The following is a 20657-nucleotide window of genomic DNA, read 5'->3' as shown; positions in this document are numbered from 1 at the left end:
TCTTAAAATGCAGTAAAATATAGGGCAAAGGCAGGTGAACAATGTGGAAAACAATACTCCAAGCACCCAAAAGAAAGTAGAGTCCATGACTGGAAATGACCGAAAAAAAGAAATCATCTCTTTGCTTGAGGATTTGGGTATCGTACGCGTTTCCGACATGAGCAAGCGATTCGGCGTAACGGAGGAGACGATTCGACGCGATTTGGAGCGTCTCGAGAACGAAGGACTGTTGCTGCGAACGCATGGGGGGGCGGTACTGAACCGGAAGGATGGGCCGGAGCTGCCTATCCTGCAGCGCGAGCTCGTAAATCTGGAAGATAAGAAGCTGATCGGCGAGTACGCCGCTTCAATGGTTAAGGACGGCGAAGTGATCGCAATGGACGCCAGCACAACCTGCCTTCAAATGGCCAAGTTGCTGCCTAACAAGGAAATTACCGTTATCACGTATTCGATCGCGATCACCTACGAATTGATCAAAAAGACAAATATCCAAGTTTTCCTCATCGGTGGATATTTGGACCGGCATTCGCTCGGCAACACCGGAACGCCTGCGGAGAAAATGCTCGAAGGCTACCATGCCGACAGGTTTTTCTTCTCGTGCCAGGGTTTTGATCTGCAACGGGGCGTCAGCGAGCCATACGAAGCGCATGTACAGTTGAAGAAGAATATGGCCGCTATTGCCGACCAGCTCGTTTTGATGGCGGATAGCAGCAAGTTCCAGCGCAAATCGTTAGTCCGGTTGATAGAAATGGAAGCGATCTCGACGCTGGTGACGGATCGTCAACTGCCCGAGGAAGAAATGCAGGAAATGGAAGCATGCGGGATAGAGGTTGTTGTTGTCAACTAGTAGTATTCAAGAAGCTAAATACCCTTCACCTTGTCTCTCGGCAATGTGGAGGGTATTTGTCTTTTACAAAATCAATATATTCCGAAAAATAAATTAAATATTGGGTTGTTGCTTTTATATGTTGAAACCAAAGAATAACAGGTGTATAATTTTGTTATCCGGTTGGTTTTTCAACATTTTAGTCCGAAACAAATATATAACAATTTCAAAACTAACATTTTAGATGAGGAGGGGTTAGTTCTAGAATGCAACCGTATTGCAAGGGGGATGTTCAGACCTGGTACTGCACGGTGATTTGACCTTGATGAAGCTGGATGCCCCCGAAAACATCGTCGGTCATATGTATCGGAGAGGTTTCGGCCACGTGTGGATATCCTGAAAATGGAAACTAACTTTCGTTATTCTTGTAAGCGTTTTATTGGACAGAGTCTGATTTTGTCGATAGACATTCCAGATTCCATATCCAATTTAATTAAGACCAAATCAAATGATCGTGGAGGAGCTTAATATGTTGAAGAGAAAAAAAAACATCCCATTGCTAGTCACTATGTCTGTTCTGGGGACGTTCATCCTCGCAGGCTGCGGAAAAGAGGCTGCGACAGGTGAAGGAAAAGCCGTCAACCCGGATGCTTACAATAACGAGCCGGTCACGCTTACCATTTACTCCTACAACGCCTCGGTACTTAACGATACCGATTTGGAGGAGCTTGTCACGAGATCAATTAAGGCTAAATTCCCGAATATTACACCGCAGCTGATCCCCCAATCCGCAACAACCCTGGATAAAATGATTGCCTCCGGCGAGATTCCCGATATGATCTTGTCGACAAGCTATTGGTATTACGATCTGTTGGATAGGGGGCTTGTTTCGGATCTGAACTCGTTTATCAAGAATGAGAATATCAGTTTCAGCAAGTTTGAGCCAGAAGCAATCGATGTTATGAAGAGCTTCAGCGATAAAGGGGAAATCCTTGGCATGCCTTATTCGATCATGTATAACATGCTGATATACAACAAGGACATCTTCGATAAATTTGCAGTTCCCTATCCGAAAGACGGCATGACCTGGGATGAAACGATCGAGTTGGCTAAAAGGGTAACAAGAGTGGAGCAAGGCGTTCAGTACGTCGGTCTGGATATCGGACCGCCGACGAGGTTGACCCGTCAATTAGGACTTCCTGCTATCGACGAGAAAGGCGAAAAGGCCGTTTTCCAGACCGAAGGATACAAGAAGGCATACAGCCTGCTTGAAAAATTGTACGGTATTCCAGGCATTGTGGAGCCAAATAAACGATATGAGTACGGCATTGATTTCTTCCTTAAAGATCAAAAGCTCGCCATGTATCAATTCAATACTGCAGCAATAACAGCCCGTCTTCCACAATTAAAGGAAACCGGTAAAGATTTCAATTGGGATGTCGTGTCGTTACCGACATTCGAGGATAAGAAGGGTTACAGCAGAGAGCCGGAAGTACAAATGGCAGCGGTTACACCGAACAGTAAAAACAAGAAAGCGGCATATGCGGTTATTAAGACGATGATAAGCGAGGAAGCGCAAAGGGCTATGAATCGTGGCTCAAAAGCAACTGTTCTTGCCGACCCCGCCATGAAAAAAGAATATGCTTTAGACACAAAGCTTTACGAAGGCAAAAATATAAAAAATGTTTTCGTCCCCAAATTAACCAAGGTACCACGGCAACACAAATACGATATTAAGGTCTATCCCTTCCTGAATGAAGCCGCCAAAAAAATCGCATACGAGAAGAAGGACATCAATACAGTACTTCGGGAAGCAGAAGAGAAAGCAAACAAATGGATTCAGGAAAACAAATGATCTATACAAACAGTCGATTAATTGGCGGTAAGAGCAGCTAACGCAAGGGCAGCTAGTGAAGGATGGCGGTTTACATGAGACAAAACAATTTGAACCTAACGTGTCTTGGTTATTCCGGCCGCAACAGTTTGTGCAAGCGTATTTTCATGCATGCTGTAATTGGCTTCATTGAAATCATACGCGAGAAACATCGCGGTACGCCAATCGCTGTAATGTCGCCGATTTGCACACCAGTTTTGGAGCGACTAGAAACGTCTTCGTCTCCATAGCTTGGCTTGGAGCATCGGCAAATGACACATGGCTATATAAAACGAAGGAGGTAGCAGGTTTGACTACTCTTTATATCGTCCGGCATGGAGAAACAGAGTGGAACAACGAGGATCGTTATTGCGGGAGAACGGATATTCCATTGTCAGATGTAGGGGTTGAGCAAGCGAAACAAGTGGCATTATTCCTGAAAGGTGTCCCTATAGATGTCATGTATGCATCTACAATGATCCGGGCGAAGGAGACAGCCGAGCCTATCGCGAGCGTCAAAGGTTTGCATGTGAAGACTGATCGTCGCATCATAGAAATCGATTTTGGTTTGTGGGAAGGCCTGACAGCTCGAGAAATTCGTACTCAATACCCGCAGCCATGGAAGCAATGGCATCAAGCGCCGGAATCGTATCCTGCGGGGATAACAGGCGAGAATGCCGATGCTGTTTTTCGCCGGATGACCCATTTCTTTAGAGACATTGAAGCAAGATATCCGCACGAACACGTGCTAGTTGTCGGACACAGTGTGTCGATCCGCATATACTTGGCTGGCATAATGTCCATGCCGATGCTCGCTTATCGCCGTTTGGTCCACAGTAACACCGGTATTTCGGTGCTAGAGACGACGAAAGAAGGGCCGCGCATCCGTTTATTAAATTGCCGATACGATACTTTTACAGAACAGCAGTACACTGCTGGTCAATAAATCTACTTTTATTGGAGGGATAGTGTATGAATCATATTTTTAATGAATATACACAAAGGTCTTTGGGTCGCAACTATCGATTTATCTTAACTGTAGTCCTTATTCTCTGTACCGTGATTATGGTTCCGGTCACAGCCAGTGCAGCCTACTATAACACTTACAGCACTGTCGCAACACTCGGCAATGCCAATAGTTGTTTCTCCTCGCAGGGGTTTGCTGTAGGCTCCACTTACACTTATTCAATTAAAATTAACAGTGATGAATCCAAGGCCGTAATATACCGCACCAAGATGAGTGATGGAACCACTACACTTATGACAAACGGTGATACATCAACAACTTACGCTACCTATCTCGGCCACGCGAACGATATGGTGCTTAGTACCATCGACGGAGAATTCTACATGTTCATTCTCACTACGTACACCGGAAGCATGAGTCTGGTAAAACTGAAATATGTAGATTCGACCTTTTACAAAGTGGGAAATTACACAATCAAATACAATGGCACAGATAAGGGAATGTCCGGAGTGAAAATTACAAGCAAAGACTCTAGCAACATTAATTTCCTCTTTAAGTCCGGAAAGACCTTTTACAATGGCGCACTTCCACTGACTGCAAACAGTGGTACCATTGATGTAACCAGTGCCTTTTCCATTAATATTGAAGATGCCTTAGTCAATGGAAATACTGTCTCAAATATCAATTCGTTTTTATTCCAAGGCTTCGCTTATTACAATAATACGATTTACCTGCCCCTAACCTATGAAAATATTAGCATTGTACTTGTGTACCGCAATATATCAGCCGCTACCGGCACCATCTATTCGGATGCTGACTTGTCATTCCGTATTACGTCCTCCGCGTACTCTGACCTTTTTGAAATAGAAAGCGTCGGCATTGCAAATGGGGGTAAACTATGGTTTAACACCAACCGTAGAGCGGATTCAAGTGATACCACTAGTGATGGTGTTCACTATTTCAACGATTACACTGCCTCCTAACAACAAGGATATAACCGATATGTACTAATTCTGCTTAAGCTTAAAAGGAAAAGAAGCACTGAGCTACTCCCCGGTTAATGTGAAAGGGGATATGCTGCAAATGCTGAAGAAGCCTCAATACAGGCTTCTTCAGCATAACGAACAATGATTTGGAGAGATTCTTCCATCAAACGAGGGTGGAGCATCGTCGTATTATCGGACCATAATTGGAGTACATACATCCAGCGTAATGTCGAGATGATCGTATTATTGAGTGACGCATTTTAATGAACCAATTCTTGGAGGTCTGCCATGAAACAAATACTTAATGAACCTTACAGTAGCAGCAATCACGAGCTACAAAAGATGGACTTGTTCATACCGGGCGACAACGCCAACGGTGTCGGACTTTTTTTCATTCATGGAGGAGGCTGGAAATCTGGCAACCGAAAGCATTGGCATCCGGTTGCTGCCTATTTTTGTGCGAAGGGGTACACGTGCGTCTCCGTAGGCTACCGGCTCGCGCCTAGATCGGTTTATCCGTCACAAATCGAAGATGTCCGGCTTGCCATGTCCGTATTCATGGAACGTGCGGGGCAGTATCGTTTTGATCCCAGCCGGATAGCTGCTGTCGGTTCATCGGCGGGAGGTCATCTGGCCGCATTGCTGGGGACGATAAATGCTGGTGACAAGCTTGGCTGGACACCGGAAATGCCTATACTTGATACGAGACCAAATACACTCATACTCTATTATGCAGCGACCAATCTGCATCCCAAAGACAATTATGACAATACGAAGGAGCTCATAGCCGGGCTGTTCGGACGGTCTGACGAAGAAGCCGCAGGAGTATATGAATCAGCATCGCCGGTTGACCGAATCAACGGCAGCGAGCTCAATGCTTTGCTTATTCACGGCGACGAAGACCACATTATTCCGCTTGAGCATTCCATCCAGTTTCGCGATAAACTCCTTGACCAGGGAGGGGAGGCGGAACTTGTGGTTTTGTCTAGCGTAAAGCACGGTATAAAGCACAGTATTGGAAGCGGAGTAACAACCTCCGCGCAAGCCGAAGCGCTGCAAGCTGCAGATCGATTTTTGACCGATCAGTTTTTTTAATCTGGAATCGATCATGAAATATTCAAACGATTTTTGGAAAAGTCGATTACGATAAAAGAATTAGAAAAGATGGCTGAATGTGAATCTATATAGATGAGTTTGTTGAGAAAAGAAGTCAGTTGATTGAAACGATGTCTGCAATCGACAGTGATGTAAAATTTATTATTGGTTCGGGAAAACGCCAATTTACAGTTACCAAGATACAGTATTGGTTTCGTGAAAAAACTTCAGTAAAATACAACAACAACACCTATTGTAATTGGATAATACAGTAAGGTGTTGTTTTTTTTTGCTCACTTTTGATTTCAGGGAGGAAACAATCGGACAATGTTTGTGTCGTCCGACAACTGTCCAGTGACACAAAAATGCCAACATAAAAATTATTGCAAGAGCTTGAGAAATCATGCTTTTTTATTTTTATGTAGACACATTTATCTCATCTAAAAATGCACAAATGTGCCTACATTGTCTTACAGTGACACAAATTAACTCACATTGTGGCAAAGTAAATGGATTTCAATTTTTTGATACTGTGTCAGATCAAGGGATGTAAGTCACATTTTGGCGAATAGGGGGTCATTTATGGTTTCGTCCGATGTCGGGTGACAAGAACTTGATCCCATTCACAAATCAAAATGAAGATAGCTTTTATCCGACCAAATGACAACGTTAGCTTTTGTTGGGTTTCTATGATGCAATAACACGTCCCTTGAATTTCGCAGAATGAAACATCTGTTGCATTTTAATTTTTTGAGTGGTAATCTGAAATCATCTGGAACAAGGGGGCATATGTTTTTTGGATAAGGATCGCTCTTGGATTGTTTTGTCTTATAAGGTACCGTCCGAACCATCCACTATTCGAGTGAGGGTTTGGCGTACATTAAAAGCGCTCGGTGCTGTTTATATTCAGCAGTCCGTTTGTGTTGCACCAATTACTGTCGAAGTACTAAAGAAATTACAATCTTTAAAAAAGCTCATCGAATCAAATGAAGGCGAAGCGCTTTTGCTTGAAGTAAATAAATTCTCCCCCTCTACTGAGGAAGAGCTGATAGTGATTTTTAATAACCAGCGGATAGCGGAGTATGAAGAATTTTTAGAGGGCAGTAGGAACTTTTTAAATGAAATCGAGACTGAAACAAAAAAAGGAAAGTTTACTTACCATGAAGTCGAAGAAAATGAGGCAGAGCTTGCTAAACTGAAAAGATGGCACAACAAAATTTTAAAAAGAGATTTTTTCTCTTGTACAAATTCAATTCAGGCAAAGCAAAAGCTCAATGAATGTGAGCAAAGATTTGGTGAATTTATAGAAACTGTCTATGCGACAGAAGGTCAAGTTGAAGGAGAAGTAGCAAAAGATATTGGAGGTTATTATGGGAGAAGCACGGGCGCTAGAAAAAATAAAGAATAAGGCAAGAGAGATAAAACGAAATGTTTTCGTTCTATATTTAGCCTACAAAGATCCAAGAGTCCCGTGGTATGCAAAATTGTTTGCAGCATTAGTAGTCGCTTATGCTTTCAGTCCAATCGATTTAATTCCGGATTTTATCCCCGTTTTGGGTTATCTCGATGATCTAATCATCGTTCCATTAGGAATTGCGCTAGCCCTTAAATTGATACCACAACCTATTATTGCGGAGTGTAGGGAAAGAGCCGAGGAAATAAGGAAGAATGGGAAACCGAAAAATTGGTTGACCGGTGCATTATTCATATTAATTTGGGTCTTAGTAACAATTTGGATCGGAAGTATCTGTTATAAAATTATCACATAAGGTGAGTCGTCTTAAATGAGATAAATATATTTTTCATTCTCTTGCAAAGCGCATATTTGCAATAGCGTTACCAACGATCGGTGAAGTCAATCTACAAAGCCTTCTGGTGTGCTGGACGCATTTTTTATCGCAAGGCTGTGCCTTCTTTCCATGCCGTTGGAGGAGTGAAGCATCGCATCGAGAATCCTTTCAGCCTCTGAGAGTGGGGGACAAAGACCAGGCAAGCTGGGCGATGAATCACAGGGCGTAGGGCGTTATTTTAGGATTACCAAAAGGAGCAAGGCGAGTACGCAAGAACAAAGGGGTTACAATCGGCATGTCCGAGATGTAACCCCTTTTCATTTGTATTAGTTAATGTTACAAGCTAAGCCAAAATTGATTAGAAAGATTTTTTCATTCATTAAATAACATAATGGGCAGCCAAACAATGCAGGAAAATTTGTGTCAGTAAAAAATGCACAAATTCCCTACATTGTAGTACCGTGACACAAAATCGTCAACTAAAAAGGAGATAAAAGAAAATCACACACTAAACTTTTTAATTATTATGGATTCCATGTAATTACAAATATTGTAGACGAGAACAAAGTAATTGAGTGCAGGACAAGTCGATAAGGGAGCGGTATTAAACAATTTTATTTACATATGTACAAAATACTATGTAATCTACATTTACTTGTTCGACAGGAAATGCTAGTGTTTAAGCGGGTTTTTATGGGTTGTGTCACAATATATCAAAAGCAAAACTAAAGGCTGAGGAAATTCTATTTACGGGCAGCGGAAACGTTGTCTTATTTCGTCGTTTTAGAGCTATGTAGTCAATAAGAATTGTGGTAGAATTTCCTAATAGAGGCGTTTGTTGTTAACCATAATTCAGTAATAGGATCTGTAATTAAACACTTTCAGATATGAGGAGATAAAGATATGAGACTTGCTAAAGTGAAGTTGCAGAATTTTCGATCTTTTAGTGAAGAAGAAGTAATTACATTAAGTGATTTAACCGCGATTATTGGAAGTAATAGCAGCGGTAAAACGACATTTTTTAATGCGTTGCTTAAATTATTTGGAGAGAGTAGTAAGGATAGAGAAATAACACGAGCTGACTTTCATCTACCTGTGGGTACTACCCAGACGGTCTAATCCAAAGCGAACTTTGGATCGAATCAATATTTGATTTCCTCGAAGTAACAACAGAAAATGGAATTGAAAAATACACTGGCCCGCCCTTTTTTAACAATTTCGTTATTGAACCAGGGGAAGGAAATCCCCCTTATATTAGGATTCGTTTAGAAGCGACTTGGCAAAGAAGCAATCAACCGGAGGGGATAGTAGTAACTAATCTTTATTTCGTTACTGCTCCTGAATCAACTCCATTAATTCCTCAAGATAAAAGACCCATTTCTCAAACACAAATATCCCAAATAAAAATAATATATGTTCCTGCACTTAGAGATCCCTCTATTCAACTACGCATGGTATCAGGAACTTTGCTTTGGAGACTTATTCAACGTATTAACTTTGATAGTTCTTTCAAGCTTGAAATTAGTCAAAAAATGCAAGGGGTCAAAGAAATATTAAATAAGCATCAAGGTGTTGCTCAGGTAAAAGAGATTATTGGTAAGACATGGAATGAATATCACGCGGATTCACGTTACACTGACGTTGACTTACATTTCAATACACAAGATATTGAAAGTATATTAAGAAAAATAGATCCTTTCTTTTCTCCTACAGAAATTGAGAATGGTTATACAGTTGATTCTTTAGGCGATGGTTTACGATCTTTGTTTTATTATCATTGGTCGCCTCATTACTAAAAACTGAAGAAATAACACTTAAAGAGATGTTAGAAGATCCTGATAGATCGATAGATGAAAGAATGTTCAGTATAATTCCTCCATGTCTAACTATTGTATGTGTAGAAGAACCGGAAAATCATGTTGCACCACATTTACTGGGTAGAATCATTCAAAACCTCCAAACAATATCGAGTAATAGTAACTCTCAGGTAATCTTATCGTCTCTTAGTCCAGCGATTATTAAGAGAATAGACCCTTCTCAAATTCGTCATTTCAGAACATGCAAAACTAAAAGATCAACGCTAATTCGCTCTATACTACTCCCAGATGATAGTGAAGAAGCTTATAAATATGTAAAAGAGGCGATAAGAGCCTATCCTGAAGTTTACTTCTCAAGTTTGGTTATCTTAGGTGAAGGCGATAGTGAAGAGATTATTATTCCTCATTTCATGGACTTAGTTGATCTGAGGATAAATATTCATGAAGTTTCAGTTGTACCACTTGGAGGTAGACATGTAAATCATTTTTGGAAGCTTCTTTATCAATTAGATATACCGTTCATTACACTCCTAGACCTAGATCTTGAGCGAGATGGAGGTGGTTGGGGACGTGTAAAGTATTGCCTAGTACAGTTACTTGAAAATGGAATAGATAGAACAGTATTACTAGAAACAGCAGATGGAGAGACACTTAGCAACAAACAATTAGAAGGTATGCATTTATGGGATCCCCAAAGTGAAAATTTACAAACTTGGGTAGACTTTCTGGAATCGTATAATATTTTCTTCAGCGCGCCGCTAGATATTGATTTTCTTATGTTAGAAGCTTACTTAGATTACTATTTAGCTGGTATTAGTGATAATGAAGGTCCGGCTATAAAAATAGGTACAAAGAGTAAGAAGATTTTGAAATTAAGCGATGCCGAAAAAGCATGTGCTGAATTTTTAACGCGTATTGATACGGATGTAGCGACTACTCTAAAAGACGATTCCAAAAAAGGTGAACTTTACTCAGAACAGCAAAGAAATTTAATGATTTGGTATAGATATTTCTTTTTATATCGTGGAAAGCCATCAACACATATGAGAATCCTATCGGAAACAGAAAATGACACGCTTTTAGCGAATATGCCGACAGTATTCAAAAATATTGGGAATATAATTAAGCAGAAATTAAACATAAAGGATACTACCAAATGATACGATACACATCGAGTGGAGAATGGAAACCTGTAGATCAAATGTCTTTTGATCCCACTACCCTGAATATTATTAAAGCTGAAGTAAATACAATGGTTTCTGCTGGTTCCGGAGCTGGAAAAACCGAATTGTTAGCACAGAAAGCCTCATATTTACTTCAAACAAACAAAGTTGGGTATCCTAGACAGATTCTAGCATTGAGTTACAAAGTTGATGCAGCAAAAAACTTATCGAGACGAGTTACTGATAGATGCGGCGATACTTTTTCGAGAAGATTTGTTTCTAAAACCTATGATGCCTTTGCTAAGAACATCCTAGATCAATTCGGTAATCTTTTACCTGATGACCTTAGGCCAAGATATGACTATGCAATTGCCACTGATAGTGATGTAACTGCTGCCTATGCTGGCGGTAGGATATCAAAAGATAATGCAAAAAAAGAGGAATTTCTACTTAAGAACATATCTAGTACAGTATAAATTGCCATTTGTTGAGACTGAATATGGGGACATAGCGAGGAGAGTATGGCCATTACTAGCCCAGATGAATGGACTTTTTTAATTAGAAGCTTAAAGCATTTGTTTGGCTTTAATTCAAGAACTTCAACTTCGTTGCTAGTTGATTTAGAAACCCAGTTAACAAACTTTATATTACTACTTAAGAAAAAAATAGACAGTGTAACCTCGAAAGAAGAATTAGACCAAGCAGTAAACTTAGTAATTAATTTCTTGGACCCTGCTAAACTGATTGCAGTTTACAAAAATTATGATCAAAGATATCTAGAGAATTTAAAAAATGAATTTGTAAACTTGTTATGGCATGAATATAGTATTTGCAATGATTGACAATTGTCTATACAAAGATTCAAGGGATCTCACTCTATCCCGATAATGTCCATACATAAAAGTAAAGGATTGGAATACAAAGCAGTATTTCTTATTGGGCTAGAGGATTCTGCATTTTTCGGAAGCAACATGGATGAAGAACTTTGCACTTTCTTTGTGGCTGTTTCAAGAGCAATTGAACACCTGTACATAACAAGGTGTGTAAAAAGGAATGACGAAGGAAATACAGTTTCAAAAGTAAAACTTTTTTGATATATGGTGTGAATCAGGAGTTGGGCAACAGGTATTATTTAAGAATTTTGAAGATGCAAGCAAAAACTATTTTAATAAAGACTCTTCAAATTTTATTAGCAATTAATATAAAAGAGGCAAGTGAATCCTGAAAGGATGTTCACTTGCCTCTTTTAATAATATTATAAATTTCCATTATCATTCTAACATCTGAAATATCTCTCGATAACAACTCTCCACAAAACACTTCAATTAACTCTTCTTTCTTTAGTTTATCTGAGGTAATGATTTCTCCAAAACTAAAAAACTCTGAAAAGACATGTTAAGTGCCTTAACATTGCTGCCTCGATTCCCGATGGGCCGGATCGGTCTTCCAGAAGATGCAGGCCGTCTGATCGCTTTTCTAGCAAGCGACGATTCCCATTTTAAAGGTGTCTTAAAGAAAGCGAACTCAAAAAGGGCCATCCGCGTGTGTTTCGGGGTGGCCCTTTGGTCAAATCCTACTATTTTCTAACCACAGGAACCCAAAATTCACCGTAGAAAGTGCCGTCACCGTTTTCTTTGCGATAAGTCGCATTGGGACCGCCGATGTAAGCATAGTCAGTGATTTGAGACAATACTTCGCCAAAAGCACGATAAGTCAACTGATCAAACAAAGTTTCCTTGTCGCCGGTTCCTGCGAGCACTATGTACTCGCTCTCTGGAAACTCGATGATGCGTGTTGCGTCAGCCACCGATTTGCTAGCTTCTACCGCGAAATAATTCCACGGTCTGCCTTGATAAACCTCGTTAACTGACCATTCGCGATCATCTTTTGCGGCCGCTTTGAGCTTATCAAAACGCCCGTCAGCCTTGAGTCCTCCCCAAAACTCTGCTTTTTCCTTCTGCAAAGCTGGCGCGTCTTGGAAATTGGATTGAATAGAAAAACCATAAGCGGTCAATGTAAATGATTTCTTATGTTCAACTGTGTAATTTGCCATGGGAGTGCTCCTTTGACTGAGATTAGACTGCTACTTTTTTTGCACGAAGCCACATTTCGCCGTAGAATGTACCGTCTTCAGCTGCTTTGACGAATGTTGAGTTACCAGGACCAACGTATTTGTAGTCTGTGATTTCTTGCAGCAGGCCACCGAAAACCTTGCCTGTTATTTCGTCAGCAAGGCGGTCTTTGTCAGCGCCTGTGCCACGCACCACAAGGTAGTCCCCAGCGAGGAAGTCAAGAACGACCGCGCCTTCCACGTCGTATGCACCCATCACGCCGAAGCCGCGCCAAGCCTTGCCGTCGATGACGTAGTTGATTTGATATTCTTGCCCGTCAGCGAGCGCGAGAAGTTCGGCAAGCTTGCCGTTTTCAGTGATTTCAGCTTTTTTCGCTGCAGTTTTTGCTGCATTGCCTGCCCAGTCGTTGTAGTCTTCAAGTAAAACACCGAAAGCAGTCATTTTGTAGTTTTCTGAGATGGTTTGGATGGAGTAGTTAGACATCTTAATCTCTCCTTAGCGGATTTGTTTTTACAAGATTGATAATATTTTCTAAATGTATCAAAAAACGATACCTTTTATCGAATATCAAAAAGTATTGCAAAAACAGAATCAAAATCGGTACTGGTGCTACATTTCTGATACAATAAAATCATGAAAAAGACAGAACGAGTGAACCTGATCATGCGCTTCATCAATAACCGCGCGCATTTTACGATTGCAGAGATTCAGCGGGAGTTCAAGATTTCTCGCGCGACGGCGATCCGCGACATAAACGAGATTCAGGCGATGGGTTTTCCGCTGACGACCGAGCTTGGGCGCGGGGGCGGCTACAATGTCCTGCAAAATCAGTATCTGTCCGCCGTCCGTTTCACGCCAGAAGAGCTGAAAGCGATATTTATCAGCTTTATCGCCTCGAAAAATTCGCAGCTGCCTTATTTGCAAAATCGCCGCTCCATCACTGAAAAACTCATCGGCATCGCGTCGCAAACCCAGCACGACGAGCTGATCGAGCTGAATAATATCTTGCTTTTTGAAAATACAAATCCTGCTAATCCGAATCTTTTGGAACTCGATGATGCGGCGCCTGCGGAGTTGAACCAGCTGATTTCGCTTGCCGCGCGGGATAAGCACTTGCGCTTGACGTATGAGCCGAGTCCTGGCTGGCCGCAGTTGATGGATGTTTTTTTGATTCATATTTTTAACTCAAACGATCGTTGGCTGGTCGAGGTTTATGATCTTGATACCGATGAGTTTCGTTATTTGCCTGTTGAGATGCTGCGGGATTCGGCCATTTCTGAGCAGAAGATGAGGCGGTCTGAGCAAGAGATTTTAAGCAAAAAACGGCTTGGCGCACGTGAGTCCAATCTGATTGTAAAGCTTGATACGACAGGGATTCAGCGCTTTAAGCGCTTGCACCCACCGGGGATTATTTTGTCCTTTACAGGGATGTTCCAGTCGAGTGGGATTTTCAATGCTCAGCTGGATGTGACCGATGTTGAGGCGCTAGAATATTATGCGGATTGGCTTTTGTTTTTGGGGAAAGGGGTCGAGTTTGAACGGATTCCTGATGAGCTGCGCTTGATTTTGGAAGAGCGGTTAAGGGGAAGTGCTGACACTTTAACAAAAACACGTTAGGCCAATAATCGGACTGCAACGTTTGCGAGCCCGAGTTGGCTTGGTGCGCAGCAACCTAAAAATTTTAGCGCTCACTCTATTTAACATGCGAAATATCAGAACGCCGCGGCGCGCTGATATTTCGCTTTAGAGCTGATACGGGGAACCGTACCACAAATAGTGGTAAATGTAGGAGGATAAGAACATATATGCATAAGAAGCCGCGGTTTACGCGTTTTTTGACACCCCCTTCACCGAATCGAATACTTAAACTGTATATACTATACCTTATAGAAATAATCACTTCAATTGTAATAAAATTCCCATGACGGAGGGATATCCAAGCACCAGCCCCATTTATCCCTCAATGATACCCGTCCAAGAATTTTGAACTCCCTTCACATATATTGATTTTGGGAATAAGCATTCCCTTAAAAAAGAGTGTTGAGAGGAGAATCGACTATGGGTTTTGGTTTAGGTGGAGTTGGTGGCAGCTGCTGCGGAGGTATCTTTACAAGCACAGGCGTCATCTTGGTACTGTTCATACTTCTGGTCATCGTAAGCCGTTCTTTTATCTAATCGTCCAATAATGCAAATAACCAATCCTTGTCCATAGATGGGGATTGGTTTTATTTGTGTCTCCCACATACCAGCCTCATGCCAAGCTCTTCTCTTCCATACGACCGTTAATATCGCGAAACGTAAACTAGCGGACACCCCATGGCTTGGACTCGATCTCTTTAATGATCTTAGCACCCTGCTTCTTAATGGCGTCGCAGCCGCTTCTTCCGGTTATGTCTCTCGGCATATCTCCATAATTAACCCATACATATAGGAATGATTTACACAAACAATGAAGGAGTTGATTCCGTGACAAAAATATTATTAATTATTCACCTAATTGCCGTTTGTTGTTGGCTCGGCGGGGCGATATATGAGCGAATTTTTATAGTTGGCGGCATTCACAGGGCGAAGGGAACTGAATTGGAGGCTTCCCTGACCAAGCTCTTGTTATCTACGGTAACGTTCTTTTTAACGTCTGTGTTGACCATTCTAATTACTGGTATTATCATGACGGTGTCGAGCGGCTATGGGTTTCTTGAATGGACGTGGATCGGGGTCAAACAGTATATTCTATTGGCCATCATCTTGGTTTTCTTCCTCTATATTGGACCGCGAATGGGGCGCATAGGCAAACAGTTAAAAGCAAGCTTGGAAAAGAACGAAGGTGTCGATGAGGAAACCCGCTCGTTGACGCGTCATAATGCCGTTATTTTTGATATAGTCCATTTGGGCGTTCTCATCAATCTCATTCTTGGCGTTACGAAGTTCTTTTGATGCTTAGCAAGACCAGCAGCTAGAGCTTTCTATGAGACATTGCATGGTTTAGTTAATCAGAAGTGGGTTAAGGAAACAGCTTCATAAAGCTAAACCTGGAAAAAGGGGCTGCCGTTGTTGGCAGTTTTTTTGTCTTTTACATCTAAACAAAACAAACACATCATATGCGGATAAGGGGGTGTACAGCGTGAGGCTAGTAGACCGCATTGATTTGTTCTCGAAATTGAAGGAGGAAGACAAGAGAACTCTCGAAGGCGCAATGAGAACCAAAACTTATGCTAAAGGAAATAACATCTTTCTTGAATACGATCCGGCCGATGCATTGTATTTCGTCTTAGATGGGATTGTATCGATATACCTCGATCGGACATGCTATGTCTCTCACAAGGGCGAATTTTTTGGAGTAGAGGGTGTTTTTTCCGATGGGCTCTTACATCTGGTTGCGGCAAAGGCAGAAGAAAACACAAAATTGATCCTCCTTTCAAGTGCTGTATTCCTGAAGCTGTTCGACGACAAGAAAGAGGAAAAGGAAAAGAACGGCCGGAACGTACATCTTCTTAAAACTATTCTGCTACATACAAATCGTCGTATGTATCAATCATTCCATAAGATCCACGCGCGGGCAGGCGGGAATATCGGTGCTGTGGCCAATATGCTTAATATCTATATCGAAAAGGGAGAATACACGGTTACGGAAAAAGGAAAGAAAATAAAGCACAAATTAAGTGAAAGGTGGATAGCGGAGTATTGCGTATGTCATAGATCTACTGTCCAAAGAGCTTTGTCACAATTGTATGAGGAAGGGAATATCGAAAAGCCCGATCGATATATTACCATTCTGGATTCGGAATGATTACGAAAGAAACAATACGAAGAAATTTAGGAGGAACATAAATGATGAATAAAATTCGAGAGATCGGAGCGGATCTGTTAGATTACATCTTAAATAACATTACGCGGATCGGGTTATTTTGCATTTGTATCTTTATTATAATAATACTGCTCTTAGACTACGAGAACTGATCCAGCACGGTAGGAAACCTCGCAGCGCAGATTGATAATCAGGAGATCAAACTAGAAGTTGCACACTATATCATGGATTCGCTTGCGTAAAAAATGCTTCTCAATTCAGCAGTGAACTCAACCTTTTCACGGACTTGCTGCTGAAGAATTTAATGCAGCCTTGCTTTGGTTACGTTAATAAAATTAAGGATTCCGACATATTTTTACAGTAGATTTAGGGTTTGTTGATAATGGCATGACCGAGTTTCAAACTGTGTGATGTCATGGATTGGAGGTAGACAAATGTTTTCTCAAGGTGAAGGGGTACTGGCAGTCGGTTCCGGAACCGTCTTGGTTGCGCTGGTTAAAGCATGGTATGAATCGCGTTTATCGAAGCTTTCCGTATTGGCAATCAACATACCACTTGCAGAAGCGGAGCAGCTTAAGGTGGTCTGGGAACAGGCGCTTCCGAGCGATCCGGAAACATCTCTGGATATTATCCTAGCCGAAGCGGAGGGCGGCAAGGTGAATTGGGACACTGCAATCAGGCCGTTCTCATTTATTTTGTATGCTTCTCAGCATAACGACCTAGAGGAACTTGAAAAGCTTCAGAGCACATGCATAGCCGAAAAGAAACCGCTGCTCCCTGCAATGGATCTACGAGGAATAGGCATGATCGGGCCCCTGCTTTACCCGGACGGAGACGGGTGTGGGAAGAGTGCGTGGCGACGCATTCATGCGTCCGTATTCCAACCTGGATGGGAATTGTATCCCTTCTATAGGACGACCGCAACTCTCTTATCCAATCTTATCGTATATGAATACCACAAGTGGCTTGTCGGAGAGATCGAGCCGAGTAGCAATAATCATTGTTATATCTTCAATCCGCTCACGCTGGAGGGAAGCTGGCATCCGGTTCTCCCGCATCCTTTCTTATCGGGTCACGAAGCGGTCCGCATAACGACGGAGCTGGAGCGAAATCTTGAATCGGATCAGGAACCTGATGTGGAGCAATGGTTTTCTTGGTTCGAAGGGCTAACCTCCAAGGTCTCGGGCATTTTCCATGTTTGGGAGGAAGGAGCATTGGAGCAGCTTCCGCTGGCACAATGTCTCGTGCAGTCCGTAGACCCGCTATCCGAAGGCTTTGCGCAACTTTTGCCTGCCATATTCTGCAGCGCTCTAACGCATGTAGAGGCCCGCCGGGAGTCCGGTCTTACAGGGGTAGAATCCTATGCCGCTCGCATGACCCCGTTATGGATACCTTGGCTATCCTCGAGCCAACAGGAGGACATCAGTATCGGAGCAGGACTCACGTTCGCTGAAGCGGTTGGGCGCGGGCTGATCGCTTGTTTGACCAAAGTGCTAGACAGACGGACCCTTCATCAAAGGAGAGTTCTCACTCGCATGGAAATTGACCGTATCGAAGATGTCCATTGCCGTTATTATTTGCAGGCTCTGAATATTAAAGATAGCGAGACTCTCATTGCATCCGGAAAGCCACTATTCGGATTTCCGGTCGTGTGGGTCCTCTCGGATAATTCCTGGTATGGCTGTATAGGCCTTGATATGACCTTAGCGCTTCGCCGAGCGCTGCAAAATGCTTTGATGAAAACGGAAATAGCCGCGGTTAGTTCCGTTATTTGGAGCGACGATAAGCCGCAACGCATCACCATTTCTTCTGCAGCTTCCATCAATCAGGCCTCAAGAATGCTTTCAGCGCTAGAAACCTTGAATCAGCATCATAAACGGCTGGAGATCTTCGACATGCGTTGCGAGCCTTTTCTGAAAAAAGGGCCGCTTGAAGTCGTTGGCGTACTGCTCGCTGAGGAGGTATCCCTATGAATACCGTCGTTATTATCGGAGAGGGGCTGTTGGCGGATACAGTGTGCAGGTATTTGTCAGAATTCCCGATAGTACGCAGATCCGCTTTCGGTGAGGATTTACCTCCTGCGGGGCTGGTATTGGTGCTGGGAGGGAACTCCTCCGTTCATCTCCAAGCAGAAGAGATGCTGCAGCCGCTTGGCATCCCATGGCTACGCAGCTATGTATCCGATGGAGAAGGGGTGGTTGGGCCGATAGTCCGCCCCGGAACGGCCGGCTGTTCCCAGTGTGCGGAAAATAGGTACTCCATGGCGAGGGAAATCAAGGAAGATATGGACGATCTGATCATGAGACTCATCTCCCCCGATCCTCTCCCTAGACAGGTTCCAGAGGTATCTCCTTTGGCATTGCGACATATTGCAAATATAGTCTCTGTTGAAGCGGCTAAGGTGCTTCAAGGAGATAAACCGTATTCCGAAAACCACATCTATTTAGTTAACTTGATTGATCTGAATACGACAATTCACTACATCCTGCCGGACCAATCTTGTCCGGTTTGCGGCCAATGGCCGGACGATTCGAAGGAAGCAGCCCAGATAACATTTAGATCTTGCAGGAAGCTGAGCAGGGACAATTACCGCAGCCGTTCGATGAACGATTTACAGAAGGTTCTGGTTAAGGATTATTGGAACAGCCGGACCGGGCTCTTCAACGTCAGGGAGGTGAGCTTCCTGTCCACTTTTGCATGCGCGGCTGTGAATCTTCCTTTGCCTATGTCGAATGAATTGACAGGAGGCCATTCGCATTCGTTTGCAGATAGTGAGCTGGCTGCCATCCTCGAAGGATTGGAGAGATATTGCGGGGTCGCTCCTCGAGGAAAACGAACGGTTGTGCATAACAGCTTCGTTAACTTGAAGGATGATGCCATAGATCCGTTGAAGGTGGGGCTCCACACGCAGGAGCACATGGATCGGCCGGATTTTCCCTATCTACGGTTCGATCCTGATGCGGATATTCCTTGGGTGTGGGGATACTCATTACTGTATGAACGTCCGATTCTAGTCCCCGAGCTGCTGGCTTATTACAGCCCGAGTTATGGAGGAGGCTTTGTATATGAGACTTCTAACGGCTGCGCGTTAGGCGGGAGTCGGGAAGAAGCAATCTTGTACGGCATTTTGGAAATTGTTGAGCGCGATTCGTTCTTGATGACCTGGTACGCCAAGTTACCTGTTCCACGGCTCGATTACCGTTCGTCTGGCGACAAAGAACTGATGACGATGATCGAACGCATAAGAGCCGTAACGGGATATGAAGTGCTGTTGTACAATACGACGATGGAAAACGGCATTCCAAGCATCTGGGCTATAGCGAAGGGGGGAGCGACTCAGGCATTGAACCTTGTGTGCGCCGCAGGAGCCCATCTGGATCCTATTCGTGCAGCCAAGAGCGCCTTGTATGAGCTGGCTGGGACGATCACCAGGGTTGAGGCAAACTGGGAAGAACGCCGAAATGATGCTGAAGCTATGTTTTATGATTCATTCCTGGTAGAAAACATGGAGGATCATTCTATATTGTATAGTTTGCCACAAGCGGAGGAACGACTATGTTTTTTGCTAGACGAACAGCGTCCTCTACGGACTTTCGGCGAAGAATTCGGCCCAGTAGCGACTAATGACGATTTAACAGATGATCTGAAGCAGGTTCTTGAGGTGTTTCGCAGTTTGGGGTTGGATGTTATTGTAGTCGACCAGTCAACGAGCGAGACGCTTCGCAACGAACTGTACTGCTTCAAAGTGCTGATACCGGGAATGCTGCCGATGACATTCGGACATACGCTTACCCGCTTGGCGGGTCTGAACAGAGTGTTGGAAGTACCGATGCAGCTGGGATATGTCGATCACAAGCTGTCGCCGGAGGAGCTGAATCCCTATCCGCATCCGTTTCCGTAGGCATGTTGCGTAAGTCTTATCGGTATAAAGCAAGATGCGCTGTCCTCATTAAGAAGTGAACCTCTGGTTGATCATCCATTCCCAGAATCTGCTTTTCCCATAACTGGTATAAACAACTATAAAGGCCTTCCTCTTTATATATAACGGGCAACTCTATTTTAAATGGAGGACACGGATGGGCAACCAAAATTCTGACTGAAACCGCCAAGATAAGAAGTCAAAAAGATAAAGTTTGTAGATATTGCGTTAGATACAATATTATTTGACGAACCGTACGATACATTGATTGTAAAAATTGAATATGTCAATGGCAAGTGGTTGATGGCACCAGGACTTTATGATTATGAGCGTACTACCAAGTA

Annotated in this window: 22 protein-coding genes; 20 read left to right on the top strand and 2 right to left on the bottom strand. The window is 42.9% G+C overall.

Annotation, left to right across the window (positions count from 1 at the left end; all coding sequences use genetic code 11):
* Nucleotides 1–43 precede the first annotated feature (43 nt).
* The 14 genes from BP97_RS0107235 (at nucleotide 44) to BP97_RS41680 (ending at nucleotide 11611) form a co-directional block, all read left to right on the top strand.
* The gene (locus tag BP97_RS0107235) at nucleotides 44–847 is read left to right on the top strand and encodes a DeoR/GlpR family DNA-binding transcription regulator (protein ID WP_231506240.1); all 804 of its coding nucleotides are present in this window, start codon (nucleotides 44–46) and stop codon (nucleotides 845–847) included.
* 508 nt (nucleotides 848–1355) lie between these two features.
* Nucleotides 1356–2681, top strand: coding sequence for an ABC transporter substrate-binding protein (locus BP97_RS0107230; RefSeq protein WP_028548488.1), 1326 nt, complete (start codon nucleotides 1356–1358; stop codon nucleotides 2679–2681).
* Between the two features lie 74 nt (nucleotides 2682–2755).
* Nucleotides 2756–2950, top strand: a complete 195-nt coding sequence (locus BP97_RS40605; protein ID WP_197035420.1) for a hypothetical protein — start codon at nucleotides 2756–2758, stop codon at nucleotides 2948–2950.
* A gap of 59 nt (nucleotides 2951–3009) precedes the next feature.
* Nucleotides 3010–3645: a histidine phosphatase family protein gene (locus BP97_RS35600; protein WP_051620431.1), complete on the top strand. Its 636-nt coding sequence runs from the start codon at nucleotides 3010–3012 to the stop codon at nucleotides 3643–3645.
* Between the two features lie 26 nt (nucleotides 3646–3671).
* Nucleotides 3672–4649, top strand: a complete 978-nt coding sequence (locus BP97_RS0107220; RefSeq protein WP_028548487.1) for a hypothetical protein — start codon at nucleotides 3672–3674, stop codon at nucleotides 4647–4649.
* A 291-nt stretch (nucleotides 4650–4940) separates the two neighbouring features.
* Entirely contained in the window at nucleotides 4941–5747 is an 807-nt protein-coding gene (locus BP97_RS38720; RefSeq protein ID WP_028548486.1) for an alpha/beta hydrolase, read from the top strand.
* 796 nt (nucleotides 5748–6543) lie between these two features.
* Nucleotides 6544–7155 carry a Chromate resistance protein ChrB gene (locus BP97_RS35590; protein ID WP_051620430.1) on the top strand — a complete coding sequence of 204 codons (612 nt, stop codon included), beginning with the start codon at nucleotides 6544–6546 and terminating at the stop codon, nucleotides 7153–7155.
* The gene (locus BP97_RS0107205) at nucleotides 7118–7516 is read left to right on the top strand and encodes a YkvA family protein (protein ID WP_028548485.1); all 399 of its coding nucleotides are present in this window, start codon (nucleotides 7118–7120) and stop codon (nucleotides 7514–7516) included. The genes BP97_RS35590 and BP97_RS0107205 overlap by 38 nt, the downstream gene beginning before the upstream one ends.
* A gap of 924 nt (nucleotides 7517–8440) precedes the next feature.
* Nucleotides 8441–8656, top strand: a complete 216-nt coding sequence (locus tag BP97_RS40950; protein WP_231506239.1) for an AAA family ATPase — start codon at nucleotides 8441–8443, stop codon at nucleotides 8654–8656.
* A 347-nt stretch (nucleotides 8657–9003) separates the two neighbouring features.
* Nucleotides 9004–9333: a hypothetical protein gene (locus tag BP97_RS40945; protein ID WP_231506238.1), complete on the top strand. Its 330-nt coding sequence runs from the start codon at nucleotides 9004–9006 to the stop codon at nucleotides 9331–9333.
* A 26-nt stretch (nucleotides 9334–9359) separates the two neighbouring features.
* Entirely contained in the window at nucleotides 9360–10514 is a 1155-nt protein-coding gene (locus BP97_RS40940) for an ATP-dependent nuclease (protein WP_231506237.1), read from the top strand.
* Nucleotides 10511–10993, top strand: coding sequence for a UvrD-helicase domain-containing protein (locus tag BP97_RS0107195; protein ID WP_028548484.1), 483 nt, complete (start codon nucleotides 10511–10513; stop codon nucleotides 10991–10993). The genes BP97_RS40940 and BP97_RS0107195 overlap by 4 nt, the downstream gene beginning before the upstream one ends.
* 45 nt (nucleotides 10994–11038) lie before the next feature.
* On the top strand, nucleotides 11039–11359 hold the full coding sequence (locus BP97_RS0107190) for a hypothetical protein (RefSeq protein WP_028548483.1): 321 nt from the start codon (nucleotides 11039–11041) through the stop codon (nucleotides 11357–11359).
* Nucleotides 11360–11362: 3 nt separating this feature from the next.
* Nucleotides 11363–11611, top strand: coding sequence for a 3'-5' exonuclease (locus BP97_RS41680; RefSeq protein ID WP_197035419.1), 249 nt, complete (start codon nucleotides 11363–11365; stop codon nucleotides 11609–11611).
* Between the two features lie 482 nt (nucleotides 11612–12093).
* Here BP97_RS41680 and BP97_RS0107185 read toward each other — a convergent pair whose 3' ends face one another.
* Both BP97_RS0107185 and BP97_RS0107180 read right to left on the bottom strand, forming a co-directional pair.
* Nucleotides 12094–12570: a GyrI-like domain-containing protein gene (locus tag BP97_RS0107185; protein ID WP_028548482.1), complete on the bottom strand. Its 477-nt coding sequence runs from the start codon at nucleotides 12568–12570 to the stop codon at nucleotides 12094–12096.
* Nucleotides 12571–12592: 22 nt separating this feature from the next.
* A complete protein-coding gene (locus BP97_RS0107180; protein WP_028548481.1) occupies nucleotides 12593–13072 on the bottom strand; it encodes a hypothetical protein in 480 nt (159 codons plus the stop codon).
* Nucleotides 13073–13222: 150 nt separating this feature from the next.
* On the opposite strand from BP97_RS0107180, the gene BP97_RS35580 reads away from it, so the two are divergent.
* The 6 genes from BP97_RS35580 to BP97_RS0107145 all read left to right on the top strand — a co-directional run bounded on the left by BP97_RS35580 (nucleotide 13223) and on the right by BP97_RS0107145 (nucleotide 20295).
* On the top strand, nucleotides 13223–14206 hold the full coding sequence (locus tag BP97_RS35580; RefSeq protein ID WP_064745673.1) for a helix-turn-helix transcriptional regulator: 984 nt from the start codon (nucleotides 13223–13225) through the stop codon (nucleotides 14204–14206).
* Between the two features lie 441 nt (nucleotides 14207–14647).
* A complete protein-coding gene (locus BP97_RS40935) occupies nucleotides 14648–14764 on the top strand; it encodes a YjcZ family sporulation protein (protein ID WP_231506236.1) in 117 nt (38 codons plus the stop codon).
* A 291-nt stretch (nucleotides 14765–15055) separates the two neighbouring features.
* Entirely contained in the window at nucleotides 15056–15523 is a 468-nt protein-coding gene (locus BP97_RS0107165) for a DUF2269 family protein (RefSeq protein WP_028548480.1), read from the top strand.
* A gap of 187 nt (nucleotides 15524–15710) precedes the next feature.
* The gene (locus tag BP97_RS0107160) at nucleotides 15711–16376 is read left to right on the top strand and encodes a Crp/Fnr family transcriptional regulator (RefSeq protein ID WP_028548479.1); all 666 of its coding nucleotides are present in this window, start codon (nucleotides 15711–15713) and stop codon (nucleotides 16374–16376) included.
* 452 nt (nucleotides 16377–16828) lie between these two features.
* Nucleotides 16829–18367 carry a hypothetical protein gene (locus BP97_RS0107150; RefSeq protein ID WP_028548478.1) on the top strand — a complete coding sequence of 513 codons (1539 nt, stop codon included), beginning with the start codon at nucleotides 16829–16831 and terminating at the stop codon, nucleotides 18365–18367.
* Nucleotides 18364–20295 (top strand): TOMM precursor leader peptide-binding protein, encoded by a 1932-nt coding sequence (locus BP97_RS0107145; RefSeq protein WP_028548477.1) that lies wholly within the window; start codon nucleotides 18364–18366, stop codon nucleotides 20293–20295. Before BP97_RS0107150 ends, BP97_RS0107145 begins: the two co-directional genes overlap by 4 nt.
* Nucleotides 20296–20657 lie beyond the last annotated feature (362 nt).

It is taken from the genome of Paenibacillus sp. UNC451MF, from assembly GCF_000686845.1.
In the GTDB taxonomy this organism is placed as follows: domain Bacteria; phylum Bacillota; class Bacilli; order Paenibacillales; family NBRC-103111; genus Paenibacillus_S.
This window is presented reverse-complemented; position numbering and strand designations above follow the sequence as displayed.

Bases quoted from the DNA above. Each gene is read 5' to 3' on its own strand.
- BP97_RS0107230 (WP_028548488.1), top strand. From the start codon at position 1,356: ATGTTGAAGAGAAAAAAAAACATCCCATTGCTAGTCACTATGTCTGTT.
- BP97_RS40605 (WP_197035420.1), top strand. From the start codon at position 2,756: ATGAGACAAAACAATTTGAACCTAACGTGTCTTGGTTATTCCGGCCGC.
- BP97_RS0107220 (WP_028548487.1), top strand. From the start codon at position 3,672: ATGAATCATATTTTTAATGAATATACACAAAGGTCTTTGGGTCGCAAC.
- BP97_RS38720 (WP_028548486.1), top strand. From the start codon at position 4,941: ATGAAACAAATACTTAATGAACCTTACAGTAGCAGCAATCACGAGCTA.
- BP97_RS0107205 (WP_028548485.1), top strand. From the start codon at position 7,118: ATGGGAGAAGCACGGGCGCTAGAAAAAATAAAGAATAAGGCAAGAGAG.
- BP97_RS40950 (WP_231506239.1), top strand. From the start codon at position 8,441: ATGAGACTTGCTAAAGTGAAGTTGCAGAATTTTCGATCTTTTAGTGAA.
- BP97_RS40940 (WP_231506237.1), top strand. From the start codon at position 9,360: ATGTTAGAAGATCCTGATAGATCGATAGATGAAAGAATGTTCAGTATA.
- BP97_RS0107195 (WP_028548484.1), top strand. From the start codon at position 10,511: ATGATACGATACACATCGAGTGGAGAATGGAAACCTGTAGATCAAATG.
- BP97_RS0107190 (WP_028548483.1), top strand. From the start codon at position 11,039: ATGGCCATTACTAGCCCAGATGAATGGACTTTTTTAATTAGAAGCTTA.
- BP97_RS0107185 (WP_028548482.1), bottom strand. From the start codon at position 12,570: ATGGCAAATTACACAGTTGAACATAAGAAATCATTTACATTGACCGCT.
- BP97_RS0107180 (WP_028548481.1), bottom strand. From the start codon at position 13,072: ATGTCTAACTACTCCATCCAAACCATCTCAGAAAACTACAAAATGACT.
- BP97_RS35580 (WP_064745673.1), top strand. From the start codon at position 13,223: ATGAAAAAGACAGAACGAGTGAACCTGATCATGCGCTTCATCAATAAC.
- BP97_RS40935 (WP_231506236.1), top strand. From the start codon at position 14,648: ATGGGTTTTGGTTTAGGTGGAGTTGGTGGCAGCTGCTGCGGAGGTATC.
- BP97_RS0107150 (WP_028548478.1), top strand. From the start codon at position 16,829: ATGTTTTCTCAAGGTGAAGGGGTACTGGCAGTCGGTTCCGGAACCGTC.
- BP97_RS0107145 (WP_028548477.1), top strand. From the start codon at position 18,364: ATGAATACCGTCGTTATTATCGGAGAGGGGCTGTTGGCGGATACAGTG.